Origin of the sequence: Pseudomonas chlororaphis subsp. aurantiaca (genome assembly GCF_013466605.1) — a bacterium.
Lineage (GTDB): Bacteria > Pseudomonadota > Gammaproteobacteria > Pseudomonadales > Pseudomonadaceae > Aquipseudomonas > Aquipseudomonas chlororaphis_I.
Genome location: NZ_CP059162.1, coordinates 3,241,075 through 3,267,378 on the forward strand (window position 1 = coordinate 3,241,075; position 26,304 = coordinate 3,267,378).

The following is a 26,304-nucleotide window of genomic DNA, read 5'->3' on the forward strand; positions in this document are numbered from 1 at the left end:
CGGCCCTTGGCGATCGACCATAAAAAAGACCCACCGGGGGAGCGGTGGGCCAGTCGGGAGTCTTCAATAAGCGTGAGCCACTTTAGCGAAGCCTTGGCGGGTTCACAGTGAAAGAAATTTCATCATTGCCGGCGGGTGGCTGCACCACCCGGTTGTCCACGGTTTCAGGCGCGGCGGCTGGCGGCATTGAGCCGGCGGCACTCGCGCACGGCGTCCTCTTCCAGGTCGTAGCCATCGCCGATGAAGCCGTCGGTGCGAGTGTCGGCGATGCGGTACCAGTGGGCGGCGATCGGTGCGCCGTGGGCGGCTTCCCCGGCGCGTCGACCTTGAATGATGATCTTGTTGCAGCGCTTTACGACAAAAATGTCTTCCATGGCGCTTCCCTGGTTGATAGCTGCTCAGAGCAACTATAGAAGCAACTTTGAAACTCGCGCAAAAGCCTGCTCATTGGCCGGCCTCGTCCAGTCGCCAGCCCGCTGCCGTCCATTGCAGCCGGTGGCTGGGCGCCATGGCGGCGAGGAACTGGCGGTCGTGGGACACCACCAGCATCGCGCCCGGGAAATCGCGCAGCGCGCTTTCGAAGGCTTCCACCGATTCCAGGTCCAGGTGGTTGGTCGGCTCGTCCAGGAGCAGCAGCTTGGCCGGCGTCTCACGCCACAGGGCAATCGCCAGCGCGGCCTTGAGGCGTTCGCCGCCGCTGAGCCGGCCACAGGGCTGGGTCACGCGCTGGGCGTCGAGTTGCAGCCAGGCCAGGCGGCTGCGCAGCAGGCCTTCCTGCAGTGGCCGGTCGAGCGCCCCCAGGTGGTCGAGGATCGAACGCTCGGGGTCGAGCAGCGACAGGCGCTGGTCAAGGCAAGCACTGGCCAGCCGCACCTGGCACTGGCCGCTCAAGGGCTGGATCTCGCCGGCCAGCATTTTCAGCAGTGTGGATTTTCCGCAGCCGTTGGGCCCGCTGACCGCGATGCGCATGGGGCCGGTGACGGTCAGGTCGAGGTAGCTGGAGACGGCCTCGGGCGGCAGCCAGGGCAATTGCGCTCGGGTCAGGCAGAACACCTGTTGCCCCTGCGGCACCGCGGTGCCGGGCAGCGTCACCAGGGTTGGCGCCTCCGGCACCACCCGCGCATAGGCGTCGCGGACCCGCTGATCGAGGTTGTTCTTGTGGCTCTGCTGACGGTTGCGCACGTGGCCCATGATGTCCCGGGCGGAGCCTTTTATCTTCCTCCGTTCAAAGCTGGCGATGTTGGCGGTGTCGGCATAACGCCGGGCGCCGGCGGCGTGGCGCTGGATGGTGTCGTGCTCGTGTTGCAGGCGCTTCTGTTCGCGACTGCGTTCGGTTCGTGCGTGCTCCAGGGCGGCCCGCGCTGCGCCGTATTCGGCTTCGCGCTGGGCGTGGAACGCCGCGTAGTTGCCGCCGTAGATCCGCACGCCCTGGGGCGTGAGCTCGACGATGCGCTGCATCTGCGCCAGCAATTGGCGGTCATGGCTGATCAGCAGCAGCCCGCCGCGCCACTGCTGGAGTTGCGTCAGCAGCCACTGGCGACCGGGCTCGTCGAGGTGGTTGCTGGGTTCGTCGAGTATCAGCAGTTGGGCATCGCTGAGCAGGGCGCCGATCACCGCGATACGCGCCCGTTGCCCGCCGCTGAGGCTGGCGGCCGGATCGTCGGGGCCGACCGTGTCGAGACCGGCCTCGTCCAGCAGGCGGCGCAGGCGTTCGCCAAGGTCCCAGCGCTCGTCGACCTGCGCCAGGTCGGCCATCGAGGCCTGGCCCGCGGCGAGGCGCTCGAGGGCGGCCAGGGCCTGAGCGATGCCGGCGACCTGGGCGACGCTCTGGCCCTCCTGCGCCAGAGGTTCCTGGGCGACATAGGCCACGCGGGCGAAGCGCGTGACGCTGCCCGAGGACGGCGAAAGCTCGCCGGCGATCAGGCGCGCGAGCACGCTCTTGCCGGTGCCATTGCGTCCGACTATGCCGGTGGGCAAGGCATCGAATGTCAGGTCGAGTGAATCGAACAGGGTTTCGCCATGGGCGAACTGGAATGTCAGCTGGTTCAGGGAAACCAGCGCAGGCAGCCGTGTGACGTGAGTCATCAGCACCTCCGGAGAATGTCGAAAAAGGCCAACAAGCGCTGCAAGGCGGCTTGTCGCGAATACATTTCTGGAAGGCTTAGTTGTTCACGTCGGCAATCGTCCGGTGACGGGGAAGGGCGGCTAGCCTAACGTGTGAGCGTCCCGGGTGACAACCCGGAGGTGCCAGGGAGGCGTTGCGAGAAGCCTCAGGGCTGTTGCGCCAGGCGTTCGAGAAACATCCTCAGGCCGACCTCCTCGGCCCTCAGCCCTTTGCGTTTGCGCGGCCTGGGCAGGGCGGCCAGATGCCCCTGCACGAAGTCCTCGAGCAAGGCCGGATGGATGTAGCACTTGCGGCACACGGCGGGGGTATTGCCCAGTTGCCGGGCAACGTCCTTGACCATCTCGACAATGTGCTTTTTCGCCTCGGCCTCGGGTTCCCAGCGCAGCTCGCGCAGCACCGCCAGGGCCAGGCTGCTGCCGGCCCAGGTACGGTAGTCCTTGGCGGTGAAGTCGGCGCCGGTCAGCTCCTGCAGGTAAGCGTTGACGTCGGAGGAACTGACGCTGTGGCGCTCGCCGTTCTCGTCGAGGTACTGGAACAGGTTCTGTCCGGGCAGCTCCAGGCAGCGCTTGAGGATCCGTGCCAGGCGCGGGTCCTTGACGGTGATCTGGTGTTCGATGCCGCTCTTGCCGCGGAACTGGAAGAGGATCGAGCTGCCTTTGATTGCCACGTGCCGGTTGCGCAGGGTGGTCAGGCCGTAGGAACGGTTGTCGCGGGCGTACTGGCTGTTGCCGACGCGAATCAGGGTGGCGTCGAGCAGGCTGATGACCGTGGCCATGACCTTGTCGCGGCTGAAGCCGGGCGCGGCCAGCAGGGCTTCCAGTTGCTGGCGCAGGCGCGGCAGGGCACTGCCGAACTCCAGCAGGCGCGAGTACTTGTCGGCGTCGCGCACTTCCCGCCAGCGCGGGTGGTAGCGGTATTGCTTGCGCCCGCGGGCGTCACGGCCGGTGGCTTGCAGGTGACCACGCGGGTCGGCGCAGATCCACACCTGGGTATAGGCCGGCGGCACGGCCAGGGCGTTGATGCGCTGGATCTCTTCTGGCGCGTCGATGCGCTGGCCCTGCGGGTCGAAGTAGACGAATTTGCCGCGCAGTTTCTTGCGGCTGATTCCCGGCTGCGTATCGTCGACGTAATGCAGGTCCGTTGGCAGGTCTTGGCGCAGTGGGCTATCGGGCATGGCGGAATCCTTGGCAATCAATCGATCAGGCCTGTCTGGCGATTGACCGCGGCGCAGCGCAGGGGTGCCAACCCATTTGCCAAGGACTCAGGCGAGCACGGCCACCGCCTTGATCTGCGCCCAGAGTTGCTGGCCCGGGTGCAGCTGCAACTGGTCGCGGGAATAGCGGGTGATCCGCGCCAGCAGCGGGGTGCCGGCGACGTCCAGGCGCACCAGGACATGGGCGGTGTTGTCGGCGGGGATTTCGCCGCTGACCGTCACCGGCAGGCGGTTGAGGATGCTGCTGTGTTCGCCGGCTTGCAGGCTGAGGCTGACGTCCCGCGCCTGGACCTTGAAGCGTAGGTGCTTGCCGATGGCCATCGGCGCATGGGCGACCCGCACCCGCAACTGGCTGCCGGGCAGTTGCAGGGCGAGCAGCTGGTAGCCGGCATCGTAGTGGGTGACCTGGCCTTCGATCACCACCCCGGCGTCATCGCCCAGGGCCAGGGGCAGGTCGAGACGGGCCAGGGTTTCGCCGATCGGCCCGCTGGCCAGGGCGCGGCCGTTTTCCAGCAGCACGATATGGTCGGCCAGGCGCGCCACCTCATCCTGGGAATGGCTGACGTACAGCACCGGGATCTCCAGCTCGTCGTGCAGGCGTTCGAGGTACGGCAGGATCTCGCTCTTGCGTTTGCTATCGAGGGCTGCCAACGGCTCGTCCATCAGCAGCAGCCGCGGGCTGGTGAGCAGCGCGCGGGCAATGCCGATGCGCTGGCGCTCGCCGCCGGACAGGTTGTGCGGATGGCGCTGCAGCAGGTGGCCGATGCCCAGCAGCTCGGTGGCCTGGGTCATGTCGACCCGGCGCTGCGCGCGCGGAATGCGCTTGAGGCCGAACTCCAGGTTGGCCTGCACCGACAGATGGGCGAACAGGCTCGCCTCCTGGAACACATAACCCAGGGAGCGCTTGTGCGGCGCCACGAACAACTGGCGCTGGCTGTCCTGCCAGACTTCGTCGTTGATCCGCACCAGGCCCTGTTCGGCCTGCTCCAGGCCGGCGATGCAACGCAGGCAGGTGGTCTTGCCGGAGCCGGAATGCCCGTACAGCGCGGTGACGCCACGGCCCGGTAGCTCCAGGTCGAGATCGAGGTCGAAGGTTTTGTAATGGCGCTTGAGGCGCACATGGATCGATGCACTCACGACTCAACTCCAGCCAGCGCGGGTTTTGCGGCTGGAGTACAACGCCAGCAACACCAGGAACGAGAACACCAGCATGGCGGCGGCCAGCCAGTGGGCCTGGGCGTATTCCAGGGCCTCGACGTGGTCGTAGATCTGCACCGAGACCACCCGGGTCTTCTCGGGAATATTGCCGCCGATCATCAGCACCACGCCGAACTCGCCGACGGTGTGGGCGAACCCGAGAATGGCCGCGGTAATGAAGCCCGGCCTGGCCAGCGGCAGGATCACGCTGAAGAAGGTGTCCCAGGGATTGGCGCGCAGGGTCGCCGCCACTTCCAGCGGACGGGGGCCGATCGCGGTAAAGGCGTTCTGCAGCGGCTGCACGACAAAGGGCATGGAATAGATCACCGAACCGATCACCAGGCCGCTGAAACTGAAGGTCAGGGTGCCCAGGCCGAGGGCCTGGGTGAACTGGCCGATATAGCCGTTGGGGCCGAGGGCGAGCAGCAGGTAGAAGCCGATCACCGTCGGCGGCAGGACCAGGGGCAGGGCGACGATGGCGCCGATCGGCCCCCGCAGCCGCGAGCGAGTGCGCGACAGCCACAAGGCAATCGGCGTACCGACGATCAGCAGGATCAGGGTCGTCAGCGACGCCAGTTGCAGGGTCAGCCAGATGGCGGAAAAGTCGGTACTCGATAGCGGCATTTAGAGTTGGTAACCGTAGGACTGGATGACGGCCGCGGCTTTCGCTCCCTTGAGGTAGTCAACCAGGGCCTTGGCCGCCGGGTTGTCCTTGCCCTTGTTGAGGATCACCGCGTCTTGTTTGATCGGGTCGTGCATCTCGGCCGGGACTATCCAGGCCGAGCCGCTGCTGACTTTGCCGTCTTTGTAGATCTGCGACAAGGCGACAAAGCCCAGTTCGGCGTTGCCGGTGGAGACGAACTGATAGGCCTGGGTGATGTTCTGGCCTTCGACGATCTTGCCCTTGACCTGCTCGGTCAGGCCTAGCTTGGCCAATACCTGGGTGGCGGCCAGGCCGTAAGGCGCGGCTTTCGGGTTGGCGATGGACAGGTGCTGGTACTGGTTATCCTTGAGCACCTGGCCCTTGCTGTCGACGTAGGCATCCTTGGCCGACCACAACGCCAGGGTGCCGATGGCGTAGGTGAAGCGCGAGCCCTTGACGGTGGCGCCTTCGCTTTCGAGTTTCTCCGGCGTGCTGTCGTCGGCGGCGAGGAAGACTTCGAACGGCGCGCCGTTCTTGATCTGGGTATAGAACTGCCCGGTAGCGCCATAGGCGGCCACCAGCTTGTGCCCGGTGTCTTTCTCGAAGTCGGTGGCGATGGCCTGGATCGGCGCGCTGAAGTTGGCGGCGACCGCGACCTGGACTTCATCGGCCTGGGCCGAGCCGAAGGCGCAGGTGGCGAGCACAGCGGCAAGGCAGGTCGGGGCAAAACCTGAGAGACGACGGTTCATGAACAGCTCCATTGGCGAAGGGACGTTGGGCAGTGGGGGATATGGAAAGGGACTGCACCGGGGGTGGGCGAAACGCTGTATATGAAAATATATAGCGAATCGCCAGCGAACGGAACTGGGGCAAGAAGTTGAGTGGGAAACGGGCCGCGAACCGGGTCGCGGCCCGGGGGCTTTTAGCCCTTGTCGAGCTTGGCCAGGGTTTGCTCGGCCAGTGTGCGGGTCAGCTCGAAGGTCGGCAGTTCCAGCCCCAGGCGCAGGGCCTGACCGGCCCAGAGGTTGGCGAAGTCGGCTTCATCCTTGGCGCGCAGTGGCATCAGCGCGCCACCGGCGAGGGGAAAGGCCGGGGCCAGCGGGCTGATCGGGCCGATCTCGCGCATCACCCGGTTGACGATGCCTCGCGCCGGGCGGCCGGTGAACAGGTTGGTCAGGGCTGTTTCGCTCTCCTTGGCGGTGCGCAGGGCCTGGTGGTGGGCGGCGCTGACCTTGGCTTCCGGGGTGAACAGGTAGGCGGTGCCCAGTTGCACCGCCGAGGCGCCGAGGGCGAAGGCGGCGACTATGCCGCGGGCGTCGCCGATCCCGCCGGCGGCGATCACCGGCAGCTGCACCGCATCGACGATCTGCGGCACCAGGGCCATGGTGCCGACCTGGGTGTTGAGGTCTTCGCTGAGGAAGATCGCCCGATGGCCGCCGGCCTCGTAGCCCATGGCGATGATCGCGTCACAGCCATGCTGTTCCAGCCAGACGGCTTCATCGACAGTGCTGGCCGACGACAGGATCTTCGCCCCGGTGGCCTTGACCCGCGCGAGCAGGGCCGGCTCCGGCAGGCCGAAGTGGAAGCTGACGATTTCCGGGCGCAGCTCTTCCACCAGTTCGCAACTGACGGCGTCGAAGGGCGCGCGGCTGCTGACCGGGGTCGGCGCCTCGAAGTCGGCGCCGAGTTCGCGGTAGTAGGGTTCCAGGGCGTTTTTCCAGCGGATTTCCCGTTCCGGGTCGGGGGTGGGGTTCTGGTGGCAGAAGAAATTCAGGTTCAGCGGCGCGCGGGTTGCCTGGCGAATGCTCCGCACTTCCTGGCGAATCTGCTCGGGGGTGAGCATGGCGCAGGGCAGGGAGCCCAGCGCACCGGCCTGGGCGGTGGCGATCACCATGGCCGTAGTGGTCGCACCGGCCATGGGCGCCTGGATGATCGGCAGCTCGATGCCCAGCAGGTCGAGAATACGGGTGTCAGGCCATTGGCTCATGTGAATGATGCTCCGACGTCAAGAGATAAGGACGGCAACCCGGGGTTTGTAGCAGGAGATGGACGATCAAGGCCAGTCGACTTTGGCTGGGGCGGCACGATCGCTTGCAGGAGCGGGGCGTGGGTGGCCTACGACGAAAAGAGCGTGGATTTTTCCCGTCCGGGCTGGGAAGGTGGGGGCTTTGCAAGCTGAAACTCAAGTTCACGGCCCGGCCATGGGCCTATCGGGAGGCAGTCATGTTCAAGGGTATTTTGATCGAGAAAGACGACGCCGGTTATCGCGCGGCGTTGCGCGAGATTGACGAAGAGCAGTTGCCCGAGGGCAATGTGACGGTGCGGGTGGCCTACAGCACCCTGAACTTCAAGGATGGCCTGGCCATCACCGGCAGCAGTCCGGTGGTGCGCAAGTTCCCCATGGTCCCGGGCATCGATCTGGCAGGTATTGTCGAGTCCAGCAGTCACCCGGACTACCAGGCCGGCGACCAGGTGCTGCTCAACGGCTGGGGCGTGGGCGAAGGGCATTGGGGTGGGCTGGCGCAGAAGGCGCGACTGGACGGCGACTGGCTGATCCCCTTGCCCCAGGCGTTCAGCGCGGCCGAGGCCATGGCCATCGGCACGGCCGGGTATACGGCGATGCTCAGCATCCTGGCGCTGGAGCGTCACGGCCTGACCCCGGGCCAGGGCGATGTGCTGGTCACCGGGGCCAATGGCGGGGTCGGCAGCTTTGCCATAGCCCTGCTGGCCCGGCTCGGTTATCGGGTGGTGGCGTCCACCGGGCGCACTGCCGAGCAGGACTACCTCAAGCGCCTGGGCGCCAGCGAGATCATCGACCGCGCGAGCCTGTCCGCGCCGGGCAAGTCTTTGGCCAAGGAGCGCTGGGCGGCGGTGATCGACTCGGTGGGCAGCCATACCCTGGCCAATGCCTGCGCCAGCACCCAGGCCAACGGCACCGTGGCCGCCTGCGGGCTGGCCCAGGGCATGGACTTCCCTGCCTCGGTGGCGCCCTTCATTCTGCGTGGCGTGACCCTGGCCGGAATCAACAGCGTGACCCAGCCCAAGGCCCGGCGCATCGAGGCCTGGCAGCGCCTGACCCACGATCTGGACCCGGCCCTGCTGCCGTTGATCAGCCATGAGATCGGCCTCAGCGAAGCCATCGCCGTCGCGTCGCGTCTGCTGGCCGGTGAGTTGCGCGGGCGCGTGGTGGTGGATGTGAATCGCTGATACCGTGCGCGCCGGTCACTCAGATAAACGCCAGACAGGAGTACGAAGCATGGATGTCAAACTGCGAGAGGTTCAGCCTTTCTGCGTTTCGGGCTTGCAGGTGCGTACCTGCAATGCCGACGAGCAACAAGCGGACAGCGCGCGGATCGGGCCGATGTGGGAGCGGTTTTTTGTCGAGGGCCTGTTCGACAGCATCGGCCACCGGCAGTCGGACTCGTTCATCTACGGCGTGTACTCCAACTACGAGTCCGATGCCTCGGGGCACTTCGATGTCACTGCCGGTGTGGCGGTGGGTGAGGGCAATGCCGACTATCCGCTGGTGCAGGTGCAGGGCGGCGAGTACCTGGCGTTCTCCGCCAAGGGGCCGATGCCGGAGGTGGTGATCCAGACCTGGGGCCTGGTCTGGGCCTACTTCGAGGACAACCCGCAGCTCCGCCGGCGCTTCGCCACGGACTTCGAGGTGTACACCGGGCCGGAATCGGTGTCGGTGTACATCGGCATTCAAGCCTCGGACGAGCCCTCGCGCTCGAGCAACTGACGCTTGCGCTCCACGCCCCAGCGGTAGCCGGACAGGTGACCGTCGCTGCGCACTACCCGGTGGCAAGGGATCGCCACCGCCAGGCTGTTGGCGCCACAGGCCTGGGCCACGGCGCGAAAGGACTTCGGCGCGCCGATCCGCTGGGCGATCTCGGCGTAGCTGGCGGTGCTGCCCGGCGGAATCTCCTTGAGGGCCAGCCATACCCGCTCCTGGAATGCCGTGCCTTGCAGGTCCAGGGGCAGGTCGAGGCCAATGGCCGGTGCTTCGATAAACCCCACCACCTTGGCCACCAGGCGCTCGAAATCCTGGTCGGCGCCGATCAGGTTGGCCCGCGGGAATTTGTCTTGCAGGTCCTGCACCAGGGCATTGGGGTCGTCGCCCAGCAGGATCGCGCAGACCCCACGATTGCTCTGGGCGACCAGGATCGCCCCCAGGGAACACTGGCCGACGGCGAAGCGGATATCGGCGTTCAGGCCGCCGGCGCGGTAGTCGCTGGGTTTCATGCCGAGCAACTGGTCGGCGGTTTCGTAGAAGCGGCTGTTGGAGTTGAAACCGGCGTCGTACAGCGCGTCGGTCACCGAATGGCCGTGCTCCAGCTGGCGCCGTACCCGCCGCGAACGGTGGGCGCTGGCGTAGCCTTTGGGGGTCAGCCCGGTGGCGGCCTTGAATACCCGGTGAAAGTGGAAGCTGCTCATGCCGGCTTGCTCGGCCAGTTGTTTCAGGCTGGGCGGCGCTTGCGCCGATTCGATCTGCCGGCACGCGGCGGCTACCAGGCTGGCGTGATGCGCGGCCACCTGGGTCTGGTCGCTGGCGCTGCGTTTGCTCGGCCGGTAACCAGCGGCCTCGGCTTGTTCCGCGGTGTCGAAGAACTCGACATTCTCCGGCCGCGGCAGGCGCGACAGGCTGCTGGGGCGGCAGTAGACGCCGGTGGTTTTCACCCCGTAGACGAACTGGCCATCGGCACTCGCATCACGGGCCAGGACGGCGAGCCAGCGTGGATCGCTTGCGGTGGTGGGCTTGGGCTGGACCATGGTCATGGACTCTACTCGGTGGCGGTTGTCGCTCAGATTAACCAAGGGCAGGGGGCCTGGCACTCCGAGTCTTGCGTTTGAATTCCCGCGGGATCAACCGGCCCGGCGAAAGGTCAGGTTGATGCGACGTGGGCCCAGCAGCGGGTGCGTGCCGTCCTTGAGCGGCAGCACGCCGTGATAACGCAGGCGGTCGACGCCGCCCCAGACCACCACATCGCCATGCAGCAGCGGTACCCGCAACGGGCGGTCGCTGCGCCGCTCGCCACCCAGCTGAAACACCGCCGGCAAGCCCAGGGAGACGGAGACGATCGGCGCGGCGTAATCACGTTCGTCCTTGTCCCGATGCAGGGACATGCGGGCGCCGGGCACATAGTGATTGATCAGGCAGGCGTCCGGATCGAACCCGGCAAAGCCGGCCTGGGTCGCGGTGGCCTGGGCCAGCTCGCGGAACACTTCGGGCATCGCCGGCCAGGGCTGGCCGTTCTGCGGATCGATGGCGGTGTAACGGTAGCCGCTGCGGTCGGTGGTCCAGCCCAACTGGCCGCAACTGCTCAGGCCGACCGACATGGTGAAGCCGCCCGGCGTGACCATCTGCCGGAACGGCGCGGCCCGCAGGACGCCACGCAGAGCCGGCAGCAGGCGTTCGACCCAGGGCAGGGCGAAGCCACGGAATACGAAGGACTGCGGGCCGACCTGTTCGGTGCGGGGCGCCTGTTGCAGTTCGGGTTCGCCGAACAGCTCGGTGGTGAGGTTACCGTTACTGGGCATCGTGGAAGATCACTCCTAGCGTATGGCGGCGGCCGCTGTGCAGGCGGCTGACGCCATGGCGCAACGTCACCCGGTAATGGCCGCGCACGCCGGGTACCGGACGATGATGCACGGCGAAGATCAGCGCATCACCCTGCTTCAGATCGATGACCTGCGGCCGCGACTGCATGCGCGGGCGCTGTTCGGTGATGACGAATTCGCCGCCGCTGAAGTCGGTGCCGGGGCGTGACAGCAGGATCGCGACCTGCAAGGGGAATACGTTGTCGCCATACAAGTCCTGGTGCAGGCAGTTGTAATCCTGCGGGCCATATTGCAGCAACAAGGGCGTCGGCCGCTGCTGACCGGCGGCGTGGCAGCGCTGGAGAAAGTCTTCGTGCCGGAGCGGATATTGCACGGGGATATTCATCAGCTGGTTCCAGCGGTTGGCCAGCGGCACCAGGCGCGGATAGAACTGGCCGCGCAGTTCGGCGACCAGCTTCGGCAAGGGGTAGGCGAAATACTGGTATTCGCCGCGGCCGAAACCGTGCCTGGCCATGACCACTCGCGAACGGAACAATTCGCTGCGGGGATACAAACTGCTGAGTTCATGACATTGGTCGGCGCTGAGCAGGTTGCCGATCACGGCGCTGCCATCCTGGTCGAGTTGCTGCTCGATCGAGGGCCAGTCCAGGCAGGCAAGACGTTGTTCGAGGGAGGGGGCGGACATCCTGGCGTTCCTGAGGCAGAGGCTGATATCCGCCAGTCTAGGAAGCGCGCGGGCCGCTCACACTCCGCTGCTTGCGCTCGAATTCGTCACAGAAGCAGGGGCTTACAGCGCCTTGCTCACGCTGACGTCGCTGATGACGTCGTCGGTCTGGCCGTGCAGGGCTTCCAGTGCGGCCTTGGCTTCTTCCTGAGTGCCGCTTTCCAGCTGGGCGAACTCGAAACGGCGTTCGCCGTTGAGTTTGTATTTGATGACGTACTTGGTCGTTTGGGCCACGGTGATACCTGTTTGTTGCGGGCTGGGGCGGGGTTCAGCGCAGTTTCGAGCTGGACCGGCGGATGATCTTGATCGAGTGGGTCAGGTTCGGCTTGCGGGTGACGCTGATGGGCCGGCGGTTGACGGTGTCGATGGTGATGTTCCAGAAGCCGGTGCTCGGTGCGGTGATCTTGGCCGGGAACTTGTCGAACGCGCCGCCATGATAGGTGTGACGTCCGCCGTTCTTGAAGCTTCGGAAGTTGGCGTCGTTCATCAGGCGGATGTTGCAGACCTGGGAGCATTCGATGACGACGATATCGTCTTCGTTGAGGTGCTCGCGCTGGTGGATAAATTTCATGGGCGCCTCCAGAAGGGCTTTTGCTACAAAATCAAAACGATGGCGCAGTTTATCAGGCCGCGGCCGGCGGCTTTGACAATTTAAAACAGTTATTTGCCGATTATTTAGGATAAATCTGACTGATCCGGAGAAAAATGCCATTTCTGCGGTCGGACGGTCTTTATCGGAGGAAATGTATGAAGTGGGGTGTGTTGATTCTGGCCTTGGCGATCAGTGGTTGTGCGACGGTCTCGGACATTAACCAGACACTGCCCACCCTGAACGTGATTTCAGGGAAAAAGCCGCAGGAGTACGCCAAGTGCGTCAGCGAAAAGCTGGCTGACAGCCGTGGCCAGTTGCAGGTCGAACCGCATAAGGACGGCATGCGCATTATCGTTCCGCAGAAAGTCTCGTCGGGTCCGACTGCGGTGTTCGATATCGAGGAGCGTTCGGGTGGCAGCAGCATCAAGCTGCATGAAAGCATGTCCAATGTGCCCATGCGTCCGGGCGATATCCGCAAGGCGGCGGAGGACTGCATTTCCGGCTGATCGCCGAGGGGTTTTTCAACAGCCCGCCCTGGCCCGGATTTCCGTGGCGAGGGCGGGCTTTTTTGTGCCCGGTGACAAGGCAGGCTCAGTGGGGTTCACGTTGTAGCCAAAGGTCTATTGGCCTACTCTTTGTAGGCTTATATAAAATAAGCCTAAGGATATAACTAGAAAAATGGAGTTCGCCATGATCCCCATGGATCGAATACTGCTGAGCAGCCTGATGCTGTTTTTCGTCGCCAGTGCCCAGGCCGTGGATGGGCAGAAGGTGTTTACCCAAGGTGGAGCGCAGCCCGGCGCCACGGCCTGCCTGGCCTGTCACGGTGGCGATGGCCTGGGCCTGGCCGCCGCCGGATTTCCGCGTCTGGCAGGGTTGTCGGCGGGTTACCTGCGCAAGCAGCTGGAAGATTTTCGCAGCGGTGCGCGCAGCAATCCGGTCATGCAGCCACTGGCCAAGGCCCTGAGCGATGACGAGATAAACGCGGTCAGCCAGACCCTCGCAGCCATGCCGGCCGCGACGCCAGCGCCGATCAACCGCAACGCCATGGCCGAGGGGGTCGGTGCAAGGCTGGCCCTGCGCGGCGCCTGGGAGCGGCAGGTCCCGGAGTGTGTGATTTGCCACGGACCGGGTGGCGTGGGTGTAGGAGACGCCTTTCCGCCGTTGGCCGGGCAGTCCGCGGCTTATCTGGCCGGGCAGTTGAATGCCTGGCGCGACGGCACGCGTCGCAACGACCCCAACGACCTGATGGGACATATCGCCAAGGCCCTGAGCCCCGAGGAAATCACGGCGGTGGCCGACTACTTTGCCAAGGTCGGCAGCCTGTCCGCCAAGGCCGATAACCAGGAGCCCAAGCCATGAGCCGTGATCTTCTATTGGGCTTTTCCCTCGCCTTGCTGGCGACCCAGGTTCATGGTGCTGCGGTCGCCATGGAAGACCAATCACAGTTGCGGGAGCCGGCGGCGAATGCTGCCTATTCCCGGTATTTCCAGCCACCGGCGGAGAGCGAGTTGCCGGACAATGCCTACGGCAAGATGGTCCGCGACGGTTATGCGCTGTTCGTCGACACCAAGCGTCTGGCGCCGAAGTTCGTCGGCAATGGGCTCAATTGCAGCAACTGCCACCTGGATCAGGGGCGGCTAGCCAACTCCGCGCCGTTGTGGGGTGCCTATCCGATGTACCCGGCGTACCGCAAGAAGAACAACAAGGTGAACACCTACGCCGAGCGCTTGCAGGGCTGCTTCCAGTTCAGCATGAACGGCACGCCGCCGGCTGCCGACAGCTACGAGATCACCGCGTTGTCGGTGTATTCCTATTGGCTGGCGAGCAAGGCGCCGATCGGTGTCGAGTTGCCCGGGCGTGGTTACCCCGAGGTGCCGCGGCCGGCCCAGGGCTACGACCTGGCCCGTGGCGAGCAGGTGTACCGGACGCAATGCGCGGTCTGCCATGGCGAAAGCGGCCAGGGTCAGAAGGTTGGCGCGGACTATGTCATGCCGCCGCTCTGGGGCAAGGACTCGTACAACTGGGGCGCCGGCATGCATCGAATCAACACGGCTGCGTCCTTTATCAAATACAACATGCCCCTGGGCAAGGCCGGCAGCCTGAGCGACCAGCAGGCCTGGGACGTGGCGGCGTTCGTCAACCGCCATGAGCGACCGCAGGACCCGCGCCTGGTGGAGGGCTCCATCGAGAAGACCCGGCTCAAGTTCCACGCCAACGACGGGGTCAATCTGTATGGCCAGACGGTAGATGGCGTGCTGATTGGCCAGGGCATCCGATAAACTGTCGGCCATTGTCAAAGATGCCGTCGAAATCCAGGTTTCGGCGGCATCGTTTTTTGGGAGAAAGCATGAAGCGCGAAACAGTCCGGGAGAGGCATGCAGAGGGGCATATCTCTGCGACCCATGTGATTCAGAATCCGGCGAATTCCGGGGAATGGATCGTGTTCTTCAAGAAAAGCGCGGGGCGCAGCTATTTTCTTGTGGATGACAATGATGAAGTCGAATCATTCGGCCGACTGGACGACCTGATCGAGACCATTCGCAACCTGGGCATCAAGTTTGCCGAGATTCATATGTAGGCAGGGTGTCTGTTACTTGCAGACTACTACGACGCTGCGGCTTTTGTAGTTGCCGACATCCGCCCCCAGGGTCTTGTCGCTTTCCTTGAGTGACGGCGTGCCGTCGGTGCCGATGATCCGATAGCCGGTGCCGGCACAGGAGGCGTCGGCCTTTTCATAGCAGTTGGCCCAGGAGCTGGCTTCGCCGGAGCAATCGATGCTCAGGCCTTGCTCGCCGTTTTCCAGGTAGGTATCGGAAACGGTGGCGCATCCGCTCAGGGCCAGTACCGCAGTCAGTGCCAGAAGTTTGTGCATGGGTGTGGTCGTCGTCGAGAAGTTTGAGCCCCGGGGGAGGGCTGGACACCCTTGGCGAGCGTCTGGGACGAGATGCTATAGCGAACCGCCACTGCGGTATAGATCGGCATGAAAAAGCCCTGCGCGGGGCAGGGCTCTTCGGTACAGAGACGGTCTCAGGACCTGGGGCTGCGACGCGCCGAGGCGTGGCCGGCCGAATCCTCGAACACCGATGCCACTTCGACTGCCATCGCCTCGCTGGCGAAAGGCCCGGCGACGTTCTCGCCCTGGGCGCTGACCAGCCACCACTGGCCGTCTTTCAACTGCTTGATCTGGTAACCGTTTACGCTTTTTGTTGCCGACATCTATATGCCTCGTTGGCGGGGTTCAAGGGCGCCATGATAGCGGTAAACGAGCCGCTGCAAGAATGCAAAACAAGGGCCCAGGCATAGAAAATTAAGGCTTTGCGGCCAGATGGCGGTTTACGGCGGGGGTTATCTGTACGATGCTGCGCAGCCATGTTCGAAGTCTGTTCGAAGCTGCGTGCGCAACTCTATACGGAACTATCCGCGGCAATATTTCTCTTAGATGGCAGCGGTTAGCCAGCGCGGCCCATTGTAAGGTGCACGCGGCCTGATTAGACTGCGCCGAAATTCGTACGTACAGCCCTTTTAAGGACTCATATGATCAAGAAATGCTTGTTCCCAGCAGCCGGTTACGGTACTCGCTTCCTGCCAGCGACTAAAGCCATGCCCAAAGAAATGCTGCCGGTGGTGAACAAGCCACTGATCCAGTACGGCGTTGAAGAAGCACTGGACGCTGGCCTGAACGAAATCTCCATCGTCACCGGTCGCGGCAAGCGCGCCCTGGAAGACCACTTCGACATCAGCTACGAGCTGGAAAACCAGATCAAGGGCACCGACAAGGAAAAATACCTGGTCGGCATCCGCAAGCTGCTGGACGAATGCTCGTTCTCTTACACCCGTCAGACCGAGATGAAGGGCCTGGGCCACGCGATCCTGACCGGTCGCCCACTGATCGGCGACGAGCCGTTCGCCGTGGTCCTGGCGGACGACCTGTGCGTGAACCTGGAAGGCGACGGCGTACTGACCCAGATGGTCAAGCTGTACAAACAGTTCCGCTGCTCGATCGTGGCCATCCAGGAGGTCGATCCGCAGGAAACCAACAAGTACGGCGTGATCGCCGGCGAGATGATCCGCGACGACATCTACCGCGTACACAGCATGGTCGAGAAGCCAAAGCCGGAAGATGCTCCGTCGAACCTGGCGATCATCGGCCGTTATATCCTGACTCCGGACATCTTCGACCTGATCGAACAGACCGAGCCAGGCAAGGGCGGTGAAATCCAGATCACCGACGCCCTGATGAAGCAGGCCCAGAACGGCTGTGTCATGGCCTACAAGTTCAAGGGCAAGCGTTTCGACTGCGGTGGTGCCGAAGGCTACATCGACGCGACCAACTTCTGCTTCGAGAACTTCTACAAGACTGGCAAGGCTTACTGATAGCCCGCTTCGCCCTTGTACTGAAAAGCCACCTTCGGGTGGCTTTTTCGTTTTATGCCCCTATGTAAATCCTCTAGCGCTGACCGGATACGCATCTGCGGTTATGCTGTCAGCCTGCCTGGGAGAGTGAAATGGCCTACGATTTTGATCTTTATGTAATTGGCGCCGGTTCCGGCGGTGTGCGTTCGGCGCGGTTCGCCGCGGGTTTTGGCGCGAAAGTCGCGGTCGCCGAAAGCCGCTATCTGGGCGGTACCTGTGTCAACGTCGGCTGCGTGCCGAAAAAACTGCTGGTGTACGGCGCTCACTTCGCCGAGGACTTCGAACAGTCCGCAGGCTTTGGCTGGACCCTGGGCGAGGCCGATTTCGACTGGGCCACGCTGATCGCCAACAAGGATCGCGAGATCAATCGCCTGAACGGCACCTATCGCAACCTGCTGGTCAACAGCGGCGTGACCCTGCACGAAGGCCACGCCAAGCTGATCGACCCGCACCAGGTGGAGATCAATGGCCAGCGCTACACCGCCAAGCACATCCTGATCGCCACCGGCGGCTGGCCGCAGATCCCGGATATTCCGGGGCGCGAACACGCCATCAGTTCCAACGAGGCGTTTTTCCTCAAGGAACTGCCCAAGCGCATCCTGGTGGCGGGCGGCGGTTATATCGCGGTGGAATTCGCCGGGATCTTCCACGGCCTGGGCGCGGATACCAAGCTGCTGTATCGCGGCGAGCTGTTCCTGCGTGGCTTCGACGGTGCGGTGCGCAAGCACTTGCAGGAGGAGCTGACCAAGCGTGGGCTCGACCTGCAGTTCAACGCCGATATCGAACGTATCGACAAGCAGGCCGATGGCAGCCTGAAGGTCACCCTCAAGGATGGCCGTGAGCTGGCCACCGATTGCGTGTTCTACGCCACCGGCCGGCGGCCGATGCTCGACAACCTGGGGCTGGAAAATACCGGGGTGAAGCTCGACAAGCGTGGCTTCATCGAGGTCGATGAGCAGTACCAGAGCGCCGAGCCGTCGATCCTGGCGATTGGCGACGTGATCGGGCGTGTGCAGTTGACGCCGGTGGCCCTGGCCGAAGGCATGGCCGTGGCGCGGCGCCTGTTCAAGCCGGAGCAGTATCGTCCGGTGGACTACAACATGATCCCGACCGCGGTGTTCAGCCTGCCGAATATCGGCACCGTCGGCCTGACCGAAGAGCAGGCGCGGGAAGCCGGGCACAAGGTGCAGATCTTCGAAAGCCGCTTCCGGCCGATGAAGCTGACCCTGACCGAATGCCAGGAGCGCACGCTGATGAAGCTGGTGGTGGATGCCGACACCGACAAGGTGCTGGGCTGCCATATGGTCGGCCCGGACGCCGGCGAGATCGTCCAGGGCCTGGCGATTGCCTTGAAGGCCGGCGCCACCAAGCGTGACTTCGACGAAACCATCGGGGTCCACCCGACGGCCGCCGAAGAGTTCGTCACCATGCGCACGCCGGTCGCCGGTTAAGCCTGCTCAGGCGGCTCCGGCCGCTGCTCTTCTGTTTCTGGCTCCGCCTCGGCTTTCGCGGCGGCAGCCAGTTGCAGGGCCTCCAGGCTGGCCTCGGCCTTGGCGGCGCGCAGTTCCAGTTGTCGATTGTCCTGCAGCTGCCGCTCCAGGTTCTGCTTGAACTCATGACTCTCTAGCAAGGCGACGCGCAGGCGTTCCTGAAGGAGGGTGTGTTCGCTGTTCAGGCGGCTGGATTGCTCCATCAACTGGCCAAGCTTGCTGTCAGTCTTCTGTGCCTGCTCCTGCGCCTGGCGCAATTCTTTCTGGGTGGTGCGCTGCTCGCTGGTCAGGCGTTCGTTGTCGCGGTGCAACTGGGTGATCTCATCCTGGCGCACCAACGCACTTTGCTGGGCCTGGCGCAGTTCCTGCTGCACCTGTTGCAGCTGGCCTTCATGCCGGCGCTGATCCTGTTCGCGCTGCTCCTTGACCGCGCTGCGGTAGTGCTCGAGAGCATCCCGGGCATGCAGGTGCTTTTCTTCCAGCGAGCGAATCTGCTCGTCCTTGTCTTTCAGGCGTAACTCGAAGTCGGCCAGGGCCTGGTTCAGCCCGGCATTGCGCGTCTGTTCGCTTTGCAGCGTGGAGCGGGTCTCCTGCAGCAGCGCGCTTTCGCTGGCCAGGGCTGACGCCTGGGTCTGCAGTTGTTGCCGCAGTTGGGCCTGTGCCTGCTCGGCCGCGGCCTGCTGCGTCGCCAGTTCCCGGTTCATTTCCTCCACTTGTGCCTGTGCCTGCTCCACGGGCTCCTGAGCCTGTTCGCGCAAGCGTTGGGCCATGCGCTGGACCAGTTCCGTCAGCTCTTCTTCCAGGGCCTCCTGCGGCGCGGCACGGCGGGCTTCGCTCTGCTCCAGCTCCTTCAGGTAGCGGTGGATGGTGGTTTTCGAGCCGGTATTGCCCATTTCGATGCGCACCGCATCGATGCTGGGGTGTTCGCCGCGGGCGAGGATTGCCGAACGGGCGATTTGCACCACCGCCTTGTTAACGCCGCCACGAGCCATGGGATCTCCTACGATTACGTACTTTTTTACGTGGTATGTATAAAGTGTAATTGTACAATGAAAACAAAGATAAATATTCGAATTATTAACATGGGATATACTGGTATTACCCCGTGTCATAGCAAGATCGCCCTGTTTCAATCCGCTATTTCCGTACCGCAACACGAGTCGAGCAAGCCATGAGTGAACTGGATCGTTACCTGCACGCCGCGACCCGCGACAACACCCGGCGCAGCTACCGGGCGGCCATCGAGCATTTCGAGGCGACCTGGGGCGGGTTTCTGCCGGCGACCAGCGACAGCGTGGCGCGTTATCTGGTGGCGTACGCGGGGGAGCTGTCGATCAACACCCTGAAGCTGCGGCTCTCGGCCCTGGCGCAGTGGCACAACAGCCAGGGTTTTACCGACCCGACCAAGGCGCCGGTGGTGCGCCAGGTGTTCAAGGGCATTCGCGCGCTGCACCCGGCCCAGGAGAAACAGGCCGAGCCCTTGCAGTTGCAGCATCTGGAGCAGGTAATCGCCTGGCTGGAGCAGGAAGCCAGCCAGGCCCGGCTCGATAATAATCAGCCGGCCCTGCTGCGCGCGCGGCGTGACAGTGCGCTGATTCTTCTGGGGTTCTGGCGCGGCTTTCGCAGCGATGAGCTGTGCCGACTACGGATCGAGCATGTGCAGGCGGTGGCGGGTTCCGGCATCAGCCTGTATCTGCCCCGCAGCAAAAGCGACCGCGACAACCTCGGCAAGACCTGGCACACCCCGGCGCTGCGCCGGCTATGCCCGGTCCAGGCCTATATCGAATGGATCAACGCCGCTGCCCTGGTGCGCGGCCCGGTGTTTCGTGGCATCGACCGCTGGGGCCATCTGAGCGAGGAGGGGCTACATGCCAATAGCGTGATTCCGTTATTGCGCCAGGCGCTGGAGCGCGCCGGGGTCGCCGCCGAGCAATACACCAGCCATTCCCTGCGCCGCGGCTTTGCCACCTGGGCCCATCGCAGTGGCTGGGACCTCAAGTCGCTGATGAGTTATGTCGGCTGGAAGGACATCAAGTCGGCCATGCGTTACGTCGAAGCCAGCCCGTTTCTCGGCATGGCCCTGACCCAGGAAAAGCCGGTCGGCGAGTAAATACGCATTTCTTCTATTAATACTGCGCGCTAATAGCCAAACCTAATCAGCAGCATCAGCTTTGCCAATGAGCCTCGGCTGGGATCATTGGTTAGGATTCTCCCCATCAAGTTTTCAACCCAAGTTTTTACCCACTGATGGAGAATCACCGATGCCTATCATCAACAGCCAAGTCAAACCGTTCAAAGCAACCGCTTTCAAAAATGGCGAGTTCATCGAAGTGTCGGACGCCACTCTGAAAGGCAAATGGTCCGTCGTGTTCTTCTATCCGGCTGACTTCACCTTCGTTTGCCCAACCGAGCTGGAAGACCTGGCAGACAACTACGCCGAATTCCAGAAACTGGGCGTGGAAATCTACAGCGTTTCTACCGACACCCACTTTGCCCACGCTGCCTGGCACAACACTTCGCCAGCCATCGGCAAGATCCGCTACACCATGATCGGCGACCCGACCCTGGCCATCTCCCGCAACTTCGACGTGCTGATCGAAGAAGCTGGCCTGGCTGACCGTGGCACCTTCGTGATCAACCCAGAAGGCCAGATCAAGATCGTTGAAATCAACGACGGTGGTGTCGGCCGTGACGCCTCCGAGCTGCTGCGCAAGATCAAGGCCGCTCAATACGTCGCTGCCCACCCAGGCGAAGTCTGCCCAGCCAAGTGGAAAGAAGGCGAGGCCACCCTGGCTCCTTCCCTGGATCTGGTCGGCAAGATCTAAGCCTGTGACTCGCTACAGCAGGGCGGACCGCCGCACCTAAGTCAGCTGCACCGCCCTCAAGAACGCCCGGGCGAGATTCGCTCGGGCGTTTTTTTTCGATCTGAATAAAAGGAAATCGCCCGTATGTTGGACGCCAATCTTAAAGCCCAGTTGAAGTCATACCTGGAACGGGTCACCCAGCCGATCGAGATCGTTGCCTCTCTCGACGACGGTGCGAAATCCCAGGAAATGCTCGAATTGCTGAAAGACGTTGCCAGTCTTTCCAGCCAGATTACCTTGCTCGACAACGGTAACGATGTACGTAAACCATCGTTCTCGATCAATCGCCCGGGCGCCGATATCAGCCTGCGTTTCGCCGGCATTCCCATGGGCCACGAATTCACTTCCCTGGTGCTGGCCTTGCTGCAAGTCGGCGGCCACCCCTCGAAAGCCAGTGTCGAAGTGATCGAACAGATCCGTGCCCTCAAAGGCGAGTTCAACTTCGAGACTTACTTCTCGCTGTCCTGCCAGAACTGCCCGGACGTGGTCCAGGCGCTGAACCTGATGGCGGTGCTGAACCCGAACATCCGCCACGTCGCCATCGACGGCGCGCTGTTCCAGGACGAAGTCAACGATCGCAAGATCATGGCGGTCCCCAGTGTCTACCTCAATGGCGTGAACTTCGGCCAGGGCCGCATGGGCCTGGAAGAAATCCTCGGCAAGCTCGACACCGGCGCCATCGAGAAACAGGCGGAAAAAATCAGCGCCAAGGACGCCTTCGACGTCCTGGTGGTCGGTGGTGGCCCGGCCGGTGCGTCGGCGGCGATCTACGCGGCCCGCAAAGGCATCCGTACCGGTGTCGCGGCCGAGCGTTTCGGCGGCCAGGTGCTGGACACCATGGCCATCGAGAACTTCGTCTCGGTCCAGGAAACCGAAGGGCCGAAACTGGCCAGCGCCCTGGAAGAGCACGTTCGCCAGTACGACGTCGACATCATGAACCTGCAGCGCGCCAGTGCGCTGGTGCCGGCCAAGGAAGTCGGTGGCCTGCATGAAGTGCGTTTCGAAAGCGGCGCGAGCCTCAAGGCCAAGTCGCTGATCCTGGCCACCGGTGCCCGCTGGCGCGAGATGGGTGTGCCCGGCGAGCAGGAATACAAGGCCAAGGGCGTGTGCTTCTGCCCGCACTGCGACGGTCCGCTGTTCAAGGGCAAGCGTGTGGCGGTGATCGGTGGCGGCAACTCCGGCGTCGAAGCGGCCATCGACCTGGCGGGTATCGTCAGCCACGTGACCCTGCTGGAGTTCGACAGCAAACTGCGCGCCGACGCCGTGCTGCAACGCAAGCTGTATAGCCTGGCGAACGTCAAGGTGATCACCAGCGCGCTGACCAGCGAAGTCAAGGGTGACGGCCAGAAGGTCACCGGCCTGGTGTACAAGGACCGCGATTCGGGCGAGTTCAACACCGTCGACCTGGAAGGGATCTTCGTGCAGATCGGTCTGCTGCCGAACACCGACTGGCTCAAGGGCACCGTCGAGCTGTCGCCCCGTGGCGAGATCATTGTCGATGCCCGTGGCGAGACTTCGCTGCCCGGCGTGTTTGCCGCCGGTGACGTGACCACCGTGCCGTACAAGCAGATCGTGATCGCGGTAGGCGAGGGCGCCAAGGCCTCGCTGAGTGCCTTCGATCACCTGATCCGCACTTCCGCGCCGGCCTGAGTCGGCAGCGGAAAAAACAAAACCCCATGAGCCTTGGCTCATGGGGTTTTTTGTTGGTACCCGTCGCTTCTGTAGGAGCGAAGCTTGCTCGCGATCAACGATGACGCGGTGAGTCAGGCAAACCGCGTTGTGCCTATCGCGGGCAATACAGGTGGGTTACAGCGGCGCTGGCTGGATGATTTCAACCCAGTAGCCGTCCGGGTCCTTGATAAAGGCCAGGCTCTTCATGCGGCCGTCGTTCAGGCGCTTCTGGAAATCGCAGCCCAGGGCTTCGAAGCGTTCGCAGGCGGCAACGATATCCGGCACCGAAATGCAGATATGGCCAAAGCCTCGCGGGTCGGTGTTGCCGTTGTGGTAGGCGAAAGCCGCGTCGTTCTCGGTGCCGTGGTTGTGGGTCAGCTCGAGGATGCCGGGGATAGATTTCATCCACTCGGTACGGGCCGCAGCGTCGGCAGGGATCTGCGCCTTGTCCACCAGGGCGAGGAAGTACAGGCTGAATTCGGCTTCGGGGAAGTCGCGTTTTTCCACCAGCGAGAAACCCAGGACGCGGGTGTAGAAGTCCAGAGACTTGGTGATGTCCTTGACCCGCAACATGGTGTGGTTGAACACGAAGTTGGCGGTGGCGGTGTCAGGCTGGGCAGTCACGCCGGGGAAAGTATTGAGTTCGTGCAGGCTCATGGGCCCTCCGGAAAAGAAGTGGGGCAAACGGCGCTCGCGCTGACGAGCAGTCCCTTGGCTTGCAGGGCTTCGGGCGTCCTTGCGGTCGGGCAATGATACGCAAGAGCGGCAGGGCGCACCAAACACAAAGCTACGAATCTGTTGCTCGATACTCCTGCCAGCCTCAGACTTCAGGGCCTGTCCCTTATGTGTTCATGACCATGTGCCTATCGTTCAAAACCCTGTGCCTGCTTGCCCCCTGGCTTCTGCTTCCGGCCCTGGCCGAGGCGGCGGACCCGGTGATCACCTGGCCCAGCGGCTGGCAGATCGAAGAGTTGCCACAGGCGCAAGAACAACCGGCCAAGGTATTCCGCCAGCGCGCGGTGAAGAACGATGCCGGCGGTACACCGCTGATGGTCATGGAGTTGACCATGACTCAAGTTGAAAGCGGGCATCAGGTCAATTTGCAGGCGGTCTTGCTGGAGATGCGCAAGTCGGTGCAGAAGGACTTCGGGCGCGGCGGTTATCAAAGTGTGTGCACGCGCATTCATGACACGACATTGAGTCGCCTGGCGGCGCTGGAAACCACTTGCACCATTACCGAAAACGGCCGCCATGTATTGTCGCAAACACTGGTGGCGGCTGTCGATGGCGATAAGGCCTATGTATTGTCTTATGCCGGGCAGGCTGCGGTTTATGCCGAAAGTCAGGAGGAAATCCGCGGGGTGCGAAGTAGCCTGAAACTTTAACCGGAACGATTGTGCTGCGTCGGCCGGCGCGGTTCGCACCTTTGAACTAAGTACAAAGTTGTAGGATCGAGCAGGGGATTGGGGGCGCAGCTGCAGTTCCGGCTGGGTGTTTATTGCTATGGGCTGCAACTTATTCGATTTCGAAAAAAACAGCCTTCGTTTAAAGGTAAAGACCCTGCATAGGCAGGGTCTTTTATATACATCGGTTACTTAACTGCGTAGCCAGGAATCTACAGTGGCAGCGCCGTACTGTTCTTTCCAGGCTTTAAGGCCGCGATGATTGCCGCCCTTGGTTTCGATCAACTCGCCGGTGTGCGGGTTCTGATAAACCTTGACCACGCGTGCACGACGGGTTTTCGGCGCGCCCGAGAGCGGCAGAGCGGATTTGCCCGGATGAGGATCGAGAATGGCGATAATGTCGCGCAGGCTTTTGCCGTAGGTCTTCATCAGGCCCTGGAGCTTTTCCTCGAACTCGATTTCTTTCTTGAGTCCGGCGTCGTTCTTCAGGGATTCCAGCTGGGCGAGCTGTTCTTGAAGGGCCTTTTCTGCTGCACGAAATTCAGCGAGTCTGGACAATATTTTTACTCCAATAGTGTATTTGGCTGATACCAACCGCAAACAAAGCTATAAGCCAAGAGCCTTAGAACGACTCGATTATAATGGCCCACCTGCGAATCTTGTACAGGCTAGAAAAATTGTAGTAGTTAATCTGGCGCAAGTAAATCATGGCGTTGTTGATGCACGCAATTTGTCATCTTCTGATTCAAATTGGTGCGTGAAACAATTGCCGAGTTCAATAAATTTTCATCAAAAATGGCCGCGCCAGTGCTTGTAGGAATTCTTCCCCGGGCATCGGTCTGCCGAATAAGTAGCCCTGCAGGAAGTCGACCCCATGGGCGGCCAGATAGTCCTGTTGTTCCGCTGTTTCCACACCCTCGGCGACTATCCCCAGTTCGAGTTTGCCCGAGAGTTCGATGATGCTGTCGAGTATGTGGCGGGACAGGGCATCGACCCCAATCATGGCCACGAAGCTCTGGTCGATCTTCAGATAGTCGACATTGAACTTGCGCAAGTAACCCAGGCTTGAATGGCCGGTGCCGAAGTCGTCGATGGCGATCATCACCCCCAACTTGTGCAGTTCCTCGAACAGGCTGTGGGTGATCGCGGTCGGTTCCACCAGTTCGCGTTCGGTCAGCTCCAGGACCAGGCGCACCTTGCCCGGCGGGAACAGGCCGAGAAACTCCCGGCAATCCTCCAGCAACTCCAGGTCCTGGCAATGGCTGGCGGTGATATTGATGCCGATATGAAAGTCGTCGATGAAGGTATGGGCATGGGGTGCCAGCAGCAGGGCGGTCTGCTGCATCAGCGAACGGGTCATGGGCACGATCAGGCCGGAATGCTCGGCGAAGGGAATGAACAGGTCTGGACGCACCAGGCCTTCGCGGGGGTGTTTCCAGCGCATCAGCACTTCGATGCCGGCCCACTGCTTGGTGTCGCCACGCACCACGGGCTGGAAGTACGGGATGAACTCGGCTGCTTCCAGGGCGCGTTGCAGTTCATGGCTGGGTGACGACGAGCGCTTTTGCAACCAGTGGCCAAGGACCGCCGCCAGCACCCCGAAGAAGATCAGCAGGCTGAACAGGGCAGGGTACTGGGACTTCATGTGGAGCCAGATATCGCCCTCGGGGAAGCCCGCGTTGACGCTGTAGGGGTAGCGCGAAGAGGCCATCCGATAAGGGGCTACCGGGGGGGGCGGCGCGACGGATTCATGGACCTGGCCATCGTCGGCCAGCCAGTAGGGGCCGACTTGCAGTTGCAGCTCGGCAAAGCGACTGATCAGGTGCAAGGCGTTGCTCAGGTGATAACCGTCGATGGTGGCCAGGACCGCGCGTTCACCCTCTTGCAGGCGATAGACCAGCAGCGCGGTATTGGGCGTGACCGGGTTGCCGTCCATCAACCACAGCTTGCCGTCGACATAGTCGGCCGGGTCCAGCTCGAACGAGGACGGGCCGAGCAGCGAGCTGCAGTAATTGTCATTGCGCCACACCAGATTGGTCGAGCGTACGAACGGGCGGCGAGTCACCTGTTCGCGCAGGGCCAGTTGCCTGAAGTCGTCGCAGGGTTGACCGACTTGCGCCATCAGCGCCCGGGCGGCGATGTCGGTGTTGTCGAGCATCAGGTCGAACTGGCGGATCGCTTCCTCGGCGGTCTGCTGGCTGCTGTGGATCAGCGCGCGCTCGGCCTGCATATAGAGGATGACCACGCCCAGCGCTACCGGCAGCAAGCCGATCAGCAGGGTCCATAGGTTGCGGGTGGTGCGTTTCAATGAGCCTTTGGCGGTCAATGGCATGGAGGAAAAACCTGTGGCGAAATGGAAGCCAGAAAACGCTCAAAAGCCGGTGGACGGTACGGCGGCATC

General features: G+C 62.8%; 30 protein-coding genes. 12 read left to right on the forward strand and 18 right to left on the reverse strand.

Features of this window, described 5'->3' with window-relative positions:
- Positions 1-164 precede the first annotated feature (164 nt).
- The 7 genes from H0I86_RS14870 to H0I86_RS14900 all read right to left on the reverse strand — a co-directional run bounded on the left by H0I86_RS14870 (position 165) and on the right by H0I86_RS14900 (position 7,165).
- A complete protein-coding gene (locus tag H0I86_RS14870; protein ID WP_023965801.1) occupies positions 165-374 on the reverse strand; it encodes a hypothetical protein in 210 nt (69 codons plus the stop codon).
- 70 nt (positions 375-444) lie between these two features.
- The gene (locus tag H0I86_RS14875) at positions 445-2,085 is read right to left on the reverse strand and encodes an ABC-F family ATP-binding cassette domain-containing protein (protein WP_180925607.1); all 1,641 of its coding nucleotides are present in this window, start codon (positions 2,083-2,085) and stop codon (positions 445-447) included.
- Between the two features lie 185 nt (positions 2,086-2,270).
- Complete coding sequence (locus tag H0I86_RS14880; RefSeq protein ID WP_180925608.1) at positions 2,271-3,299, reverse strand: DNA topoisomerase IB; 1,029 nt, start codon at positions 3,297-3,299, stop codon at positions 2,271-2,273.
- A gap of 87 nt (positions 3,300-3,386) precedes the next feature.
- Complete coding sequence (modC, locus tag H0I86_RS14885; RefSeq protein WP_180925609.1) at positions 3,387-4,475, reverse strand: molybdenum ABC transporter ATP-binding protein; 1,089 nt, start codon at positions 4,473-4,475, stop codon at positions 3,387-3,389.
- Positions 4,476-4,478: 3 nt separating this feature from the next.
- The gene (gene modB / locus H0I86_RS14890) at positions 4,479-5,159 is read right to left on the reverse strand and encodes a molybdate ABC transporter permease subunit (RefSeq protein ID WP_180925610.1); all 681 of its coding nucleotides are present in this window, start codon (positions 5,157-5,159) and stop codon (positions 4,479-4,481) included.
- Positions 5,160-5,927: a molybdate ABC transporter substrate-binding protein gene (gene modA / locus H0I86_RS14895; protein ID WP_258019444.1), complete on the reverse strand. Its 768-nt coding sequence runs from the start codon at positions 5,925-5,927 to the stop codon at positions 5,160-5,162.
- Positions 5,928-6,100: 173 nt separating this feature from the next.
- Positions 6,101-7,165: an NAD(P)H-dependent flavin oxidoreductase gene (locus tag H0I86_RS14900; RefSeq protein WP_180925611.1), complete on the reverse strand. Its 1,065-nt coding sequence runs from the start codon at positions 7,163-7,165 to the stop codon at positions 6,101-6,103.
- 236 nt (positions 7,166-7,401) lie between these two features.
- Here H0I86_RS14900 and acuI point away from each other — a divergent pair, with 236 nt between their 5' ends.
- The gene (gene acuI / locus H0I86_RS14905) at positions 7,402-8,385 is read left to right on the forward strand and encodes an acrylyl-CoA reductase (NADPH) (protein ID WP_180925612.1); all 984 of its coding nucleotides are present in this window, start codon (positions 7,402-7,404) and stop codon (positions 8,383-8,385) included.
- 49 nt (positions 8,386-8,434) lie between these two features.
- The gene (locus H0I86_RS14910; protein WP_180925613.1) at positions 8,435-8,923 is read left to right on the forward strand and encodes a GyrI-like domain-containing protein; all 489 of its coding nucleotides are present in this window, start codon (positions 8,435-8,437) and stop codon (positions 8,921-8,923) included.
- Here H0I86_RS14910 and ada read toward each other — a convergent pair.
- The 5 genes from ada to H0I86_RS14935 all read right to left on the reverse strand — a co-directional run bounded on the left by ada (position 8,887) and on the right by H0I86_RS14935 (position 12,038).
- Complete coding sequence (gene ada / locus H0I86_RS14915) at positions 8,887-9,960, reverse strand: bifunctional DNA-binding transcriptional regulator/O6-methylguanine-DNA methyltransferase Ada (protein ID WP_180925614.1); 1,074 nt, start codon at positions 9,958-9,960, stop codon at positions 8,887-8,889. The two genes, H0I86_RS14910 and ada, sit on opposite strands and share 37 nt — an antisense overlap.
- 87 nt (positions 9,961-10,047) lie before the next feature.
- A complete protein-coding gene (alkB, locus tag H0I86_RS14920; RefSeq protein WP_180925615.1) occupies positions 10,048-10,722 on the reverse strand; it encodes a DNA oxidative demethylase AlkB in 675 nt (224 codons plus the stop codon).
- A complete protein-coding gene (locus H0I86_RS14925) occupies positions 10,712-11,428 on the reverse strand; it encodes a 2OG-Fe(II) oxygenase (RefSeq protein ID WP_180925616.1) in 717 nt (238 codons plus the stop codon). Before H0I86_RS14925 ends, alkB begins: the two co-directional genes overlap by 11 nt.
- A 102-nt stretch (positions 11,429-11,530) precedes the next feature.
- Positions 11,531-11,701 carry a hypothetical protein gene (locus H0I86_RS14930; RefSeq protein ID WP_007921734.1) on the reverse strand — a complete coding sequence of 57 codons (171 nt, stop codon included), beginning with the start codon at positions 11,699-11,701 and terminating at the stop codon, positions 11,531-11,533.
- Positions 11,702-11,735: 34 nt separating this feature from the next.
- Positions 11,736-12,038 carry a DUF1883 domain-containing protein gene (locus tag H0I86_RS14935; protein ID WP_007921735.1) on the reverse strand — a complete coding sequence of 101 codons (303 nt, stop codon included), beginning with the start codon at positions 12,036-12,038 and terminating at the stop codon, positions 11,736-11,738.
- A 176-nt stretch (positions 12,039-12,214) separates the two neighbouring features.
- Between H0I86_RS14935 and H0I86_RS14940 the strand changes: the two genes are divergently transcribed.
- The 4 genes from H0I86_RS14940 to H0I86_RS14955 all read left to right on the forward strand — a co-directional run bounded on the left by H0I86_RS14940 (position 12,215) and on the right by H0I86_RS14955 (position 14,640).
- Positions 12,215-12,565, forward strand: a complete 351-nt coding sequence (locus tag H0I86_RS14940) for a hypothetical protein (protein WP_023965785.1) — start codon at positions 12,215-12,217, stop codon at positions 12,563-12,565.
- A gap of 184 nt (positions 12,566-12,749) precedes the next feature.
- The gene (locus H0I86_RS14945) at positions 12,750-13,421 is read left to right on the forward strand and encodes a c-type cytochrome (protein WP_180925617.1); all 672 of its coding nucleotides are present in this window, start codon (positions 12,750-12,752) and stop codon (positions 13,419-13,421) included.
- Positions 13,418-14,341, forward strand: a complete 924-nt coding sequence (locus H0I86_RS14950) for a c-type cytochrome (RefSeq protein WP_180925618.1) — start codon at positions 13,418-13,420, stop codon at positions 14,339-14,341. The genes H0I86_RS14945 and H0I86_RS14950 overlap by 4 nt, the downstream gene beginning before the upstream one ends.
- Before the next feature lie 68 nt (positions 14,342-14,409).
- Positions 14,410-14,640 (forward strand): hypothetical protein, encoded by a 231-nt coding sequence (locus tag H0I86_RS14955; protein WP_180925619.1) that lies wholly within the window; start codon positions 14,410-14,412, stop codon positions 14,638-14,640.
- A gap of 12 nt (positions 14,641-14,652) precedes the next feature.
- Here H0I86_RS14955 and H0I86_RS14960 read toward each other — a convergent pair whose 3' ends face one another.
- Together H0I86_RS14960 and H0I86_RS14965 are read right to left on the reverse strand one after the other, a co-directional pair.
- A complete protein-coding gene (locus tag H0I86_RS14960; protein WP_180925620.1) occupies positions 14,653-14,934 on the reverse strand; it encodes a hypothetical protein in 282 nt (93 codons plus the stop codon).
- A gap of 155 nt (positions 14,935-15,089) precedes the next feature.
- Positions 15,090-15,278 (reverse strand): hypothetical protein, encoded by a 189-nt coding sequence (locus tag H0I86_RS14965; RefSeq protein WP_180925621.1) that lies wholly within the window; start codon positions 15,276-15,278, stop codon positions 15,090-15,092.
- A 318-nt stretch (positions 15,279-15,596) separates the two neighbouring features.
- Between H0I86_RS14965 and galU the strand changes: the two genes are divergently transcribed.
- Together galU and gorA are read left to right on the forward strand one after the other, a co-directional pair.
- The gene (gene galU / locus H0I86_RS14970) at positions 15,597-16,436 is read left to right on the forward strand and encodes a UTP--glucose-1-phosphate uridylyltransferase GalU (RefSeq protein ID WP_011061681.1); all 840 of its coding nucleotides are present in this window, start codon (positions 15,597-15,599) and stop codon (positions 16,434-16,436) included.
- Between the two features lie 131 nt (positions 16,437-16,567).
- The gene (gorA, locus tag H0I86_RS14975; RefSeq protein WP_180925622.1) at positions 16,568-17,926 is read left to right on the forward strand and encodes a glutathione-disulfide reductase; all 1,359 of its coding nucleotides are present in this window, start codon (positions 16,568-16,570) and stop codon (positions 17,924-17,926) included.
- Here gorA and H0I86_RS14980 read toward each other — a convergent pair.
- Positions 17,923-18,957, reverse strand: a complete 1,035-nt coding sequence (locus tag H0I86_RS14980) for a DNA-binding protein (RefSeq protein ID WP_180925623.1) — start codon at positions 18,955-18,957, stop codon at positions 17,923-17,925. The two genes, gorA and H0I86_RS14980, sit on opposite strands and share 4 nt — an antisense overlap.
- A 179-nt stretch (positions 18,958-19,136) precedes the next feature.
- Here H0I86_RS14980 and H0I86_RS14985 point away from each other — a divergent pair, with 179 nt between their 5' ends.
- The 3 genes from H0I86_RS14985 to ahpF all read left to right on the forward strand — a co-directional run bounded on the left by H0I86_RS14985 (position 19,137) and on the right by ahpF (position 22,479).
- The gene (locus H0I86_RS14985) at positions 19,137-20,075 is read left to right on the forward strand and encodes a site-specific integrase (RefSeq protein ID WP_180925624.1); all 939 of its coding nucleotides are present in this window, start codon (positions 19,137-19,139) and stop codon (positions 20,073-20,075) included.
- Between the two features lie 151 nt (positions 20,076-20,226).
- On the forward strand, positions 20,227-20,790 hold the full coding sequence (gene ahpC, locus H0I86_RS14990; RefSeq protein WP_007921754.1) for an alkyl hydroperoxide reductase subunit C: 564 nt from the start codon (positions 20,227-20,229) through the stop codon (positions 20,788-20,790).
- Positions 20,791-20,913: 123 nt separating this feature from the next.
- Entirely contained in the window at positions 20,914-22,479 is a 1,566-nt protein-coding gene (ahpF, locus tag H0I86_RS14995) for an alkyl hydroperoxide reductase subunit F (protein ID WP_180925625.1), read from the forward strand.
- Between the two features lie 156 nt (positions 22,480-22,635).
- Here the strand turns inward: ahpF and gloA are convergent, their stop codons facing one another.
- Complete coding sequence (gene gloA, locus H0I86_RS15000) at positions 22,636-23,157, reverse strand: lactoylglutathione lyase (RefSeq protein WP_162095499.1); 522 nt, start codon at positions 23,155-23,157, stop codon at positions 22,636-22,638.
- Positions 23,158-23,357: 200 nt separating this feature from the next.
- On the opposite strand from gloA, the gene H0I86_RS15005 reads away from it, so the two are divergent.
- Positions 23,358-23,885 (forward strand): DUF4946 domain-containing protein, encoded by a 528-nt coding sequence (locus tag H0I86_RS15005; protein ID WP_180925851.1) that lies wholly within the window; start codon positions 23,358-23,360, stop codon positions 23,883-23,885.
- A gap of 210 nt (positions 23,886-24,095) precedes the next feature.
- Here the strand turns inward: H0I86_RS15005 and H0I86_RS15010 are convergent, their stop codons facing one another.
- Positions 24,096-24,461 (reverse strand): histone-like nucleoid-structuring protein, MvaT/MvaU family, encoded by a 366-nt coding sequence (locus H0I86_RS15010; RefSeq protein WP_009049335.1) that lies wholly within the window; start codon positions 24,459-24,461, stop codon positions 24,096-24,098.
- Between the two features lie 217 nt (positions 24,462-24,678).
- Positions 24,679-26,235, reverse strand: a complete 1,557-nt coding sequence (locus H0I86_RS15015) for an EAL domain-containing protein (RefSeq protein ID WP_180925626.1) — start codon at positions 26,233-26,235, stop codon at positions 24,679-24,681.
- Between the last annotated feature and the right edge of the window lie 69 nt (positions 26,236-26,304).

Coding starts and splice junctions, on each gene's coding strand:
- H0I86_RS14980 (WP_180925623.1), bottom strand. CDS start 18,957: ATGGCTCGTGGCGGCGTTAACAAGGCGGTGGTGCAAATCGCCCGTTCG.
- ada (WP_180925614.1), bottom strand. CDS start 9,960: ATGACCATGGTCCAGCCCAAGCCCACCACCGCAAGCGATCCACGCTGG.
- H0I86_RS14955 (WP_180925619.1), top strand. CDS start 14,410: ATGAAGCGCGAAACAGTCCGGGAGAGGCATGCAGAGGGGCATATCTCT.
- H0I86_RS14965 (WP_180925621.1), bottom strand. CDS start 15,278: ATGTCGGCAACAAAAAGCGTAAACGGTTACCAGATCAAGCAGTTGAAA.
- H0I86_RS14985 (WP_180925624.1), top strand. CDS start 19,137: ATGAGTGAACTGGATCGTTACCTGCACGCCGCGACCCGCGACAACACC.
- modA (WP_258019444.1), bottom strand. CDS start 5,927: ATGAACCGTCGTCTCTCAGGTTTTGCCCCGACCTGCCTTGCCGCTGTG.
- H0I86_RS14900 (WP_180925611.1), bottom strand. CDS start 7,165: ATGAGCCAATGGCCTGACACCCGTATTCTCGACCTGCTGGGCATCGAG.
- H0I86_RS14940 (WP_023965785.1), top strand. CDS start 12,215: ATGAAGTGGGGTGTGTTGATTCTGGCCTTGGCGATCAGTGGTTGTGCG.
- acuI (WP_180925612.1), top strand. CDS start 7,402: ATGTTCAAGGGTATTTTGATCGAGAAAGACGACGCCGGTTATCGCGCG.
- H0I86_RS15015 (WP_180925626.1), bottom strand. CDS start 26,235: ATGCCATTGACCGCCAAAGGCTCATTGAAACGCACCACCCGCAACCTA.
- ahpF (WP_180925625.1), top strand. CDS start 20,914: ATGTTGGACGCCAATCTTAAAGCCCAGTTGAAGTCATACCTGGAACGG.
- alkB (WP_180925615.1), bottom strand. CDS start 10,722: ATGCCCAGTAACGGTAACCTCACCACCGAGCTGTTCGGCGAACCCGAA.
- H0I86_RS14950 (WP_180925618.1), top strand. CDS start 13,418: ATGAGCCGTGATCTTCTATTGGGCTTTTCCCTCGCCTTGCTGGCGACC.
- gloA (WP_162095499.1), bottom strand. CDS start 23,157: ATGAGCCTGCACGAACTCAATACTTTCCCCGGCGTGACTGCCCAGCCT.
- H0I86_RS14870 (WP_023965801.1), bottom strand. CDS start 374: ATGGAAGACATTTTTGTCGTAAAGCGCTGCAACAAGATCATCATTCAA.
- modB (WP_180925610.1), bottom strand. CDS start 5,159: ATGCCGCTATCGAGTACCGACTTTTCCGCCATCTGGCTGACCCTGCAA.
- H0I86_RS15005 (WP_180925851.1), top strand. CDS start 23,358: ATGTGCCTATCGTTCAAAACCCTGTGCCTGCTTGCCCCCTGGCTTCTG.
- H0I86_RS14925 (WP_180925616.1), bottom strand. CDS start 11,428: ATGTCCGCCCCCTCCCTCGAACAACGTCTTGCCTGCCTGGACTGGCCC.
- gorA (WP_180925622.1), top strand. CDS start 16,568: ATGGCCTACGATTTTGATCTTTATGTAATTGGCGCCGGTTCCGGCGGT.
- H0I86_RS14875 (WP_180925607.1), bottom strand. CDS start 2,085: ATGACTCACGTCACACGGCTGCCTGCGCTGGTTTCCCTGAACCAGCTG.
- H0I86_RS14910 (WP_180925613.1), top strand. CDS start 8,435: ATGGATGTCAAACTGCGAGAGGTTCAGCCTTTCTGCGTTTCGGGCTTG.
- H0I86_RS14945 (WP_180925617.1), top strand. CDS start 12,750: ATGATCCCCATGGATCGAATACTGCTGAGCAGCCTGATGCTGTTTTTC.
- H0I86_RS14935 (WP_007921735.1), bottom strand. CDS start 12,038: ATGAAATTTATCCACCAGCGCGAGCACCTCAACGAAGACGATATCGTC.
- galU (WP_011061681.1), top strand. CDS start 15,597: ATGATCAAGAAATGCTTGTTCCCAGCAGCCGGTTACGGTACTCGCTTC.
- ahpC (WP_007921754.1), top strand. CDS start 20,227: ATGCCTATCATCAACAGCCAAGTCAAACCGTTCAAAGCAACCGCTTTC.
- H0I86_RS14880 (WP_180925608.1), bottom strand. CDS start 3,299: ATGCCCGATAGCCCACTGCGCCAAGACCTGCCAACGGACCTGCATTAC.
- H0I86_RS14960 (WP_180925620.1), bottom strand. CDS start 14,934: ATGCACAAACTTCTGGCACTGACTGCGGTACTGGCCCTGAGCGGATGC.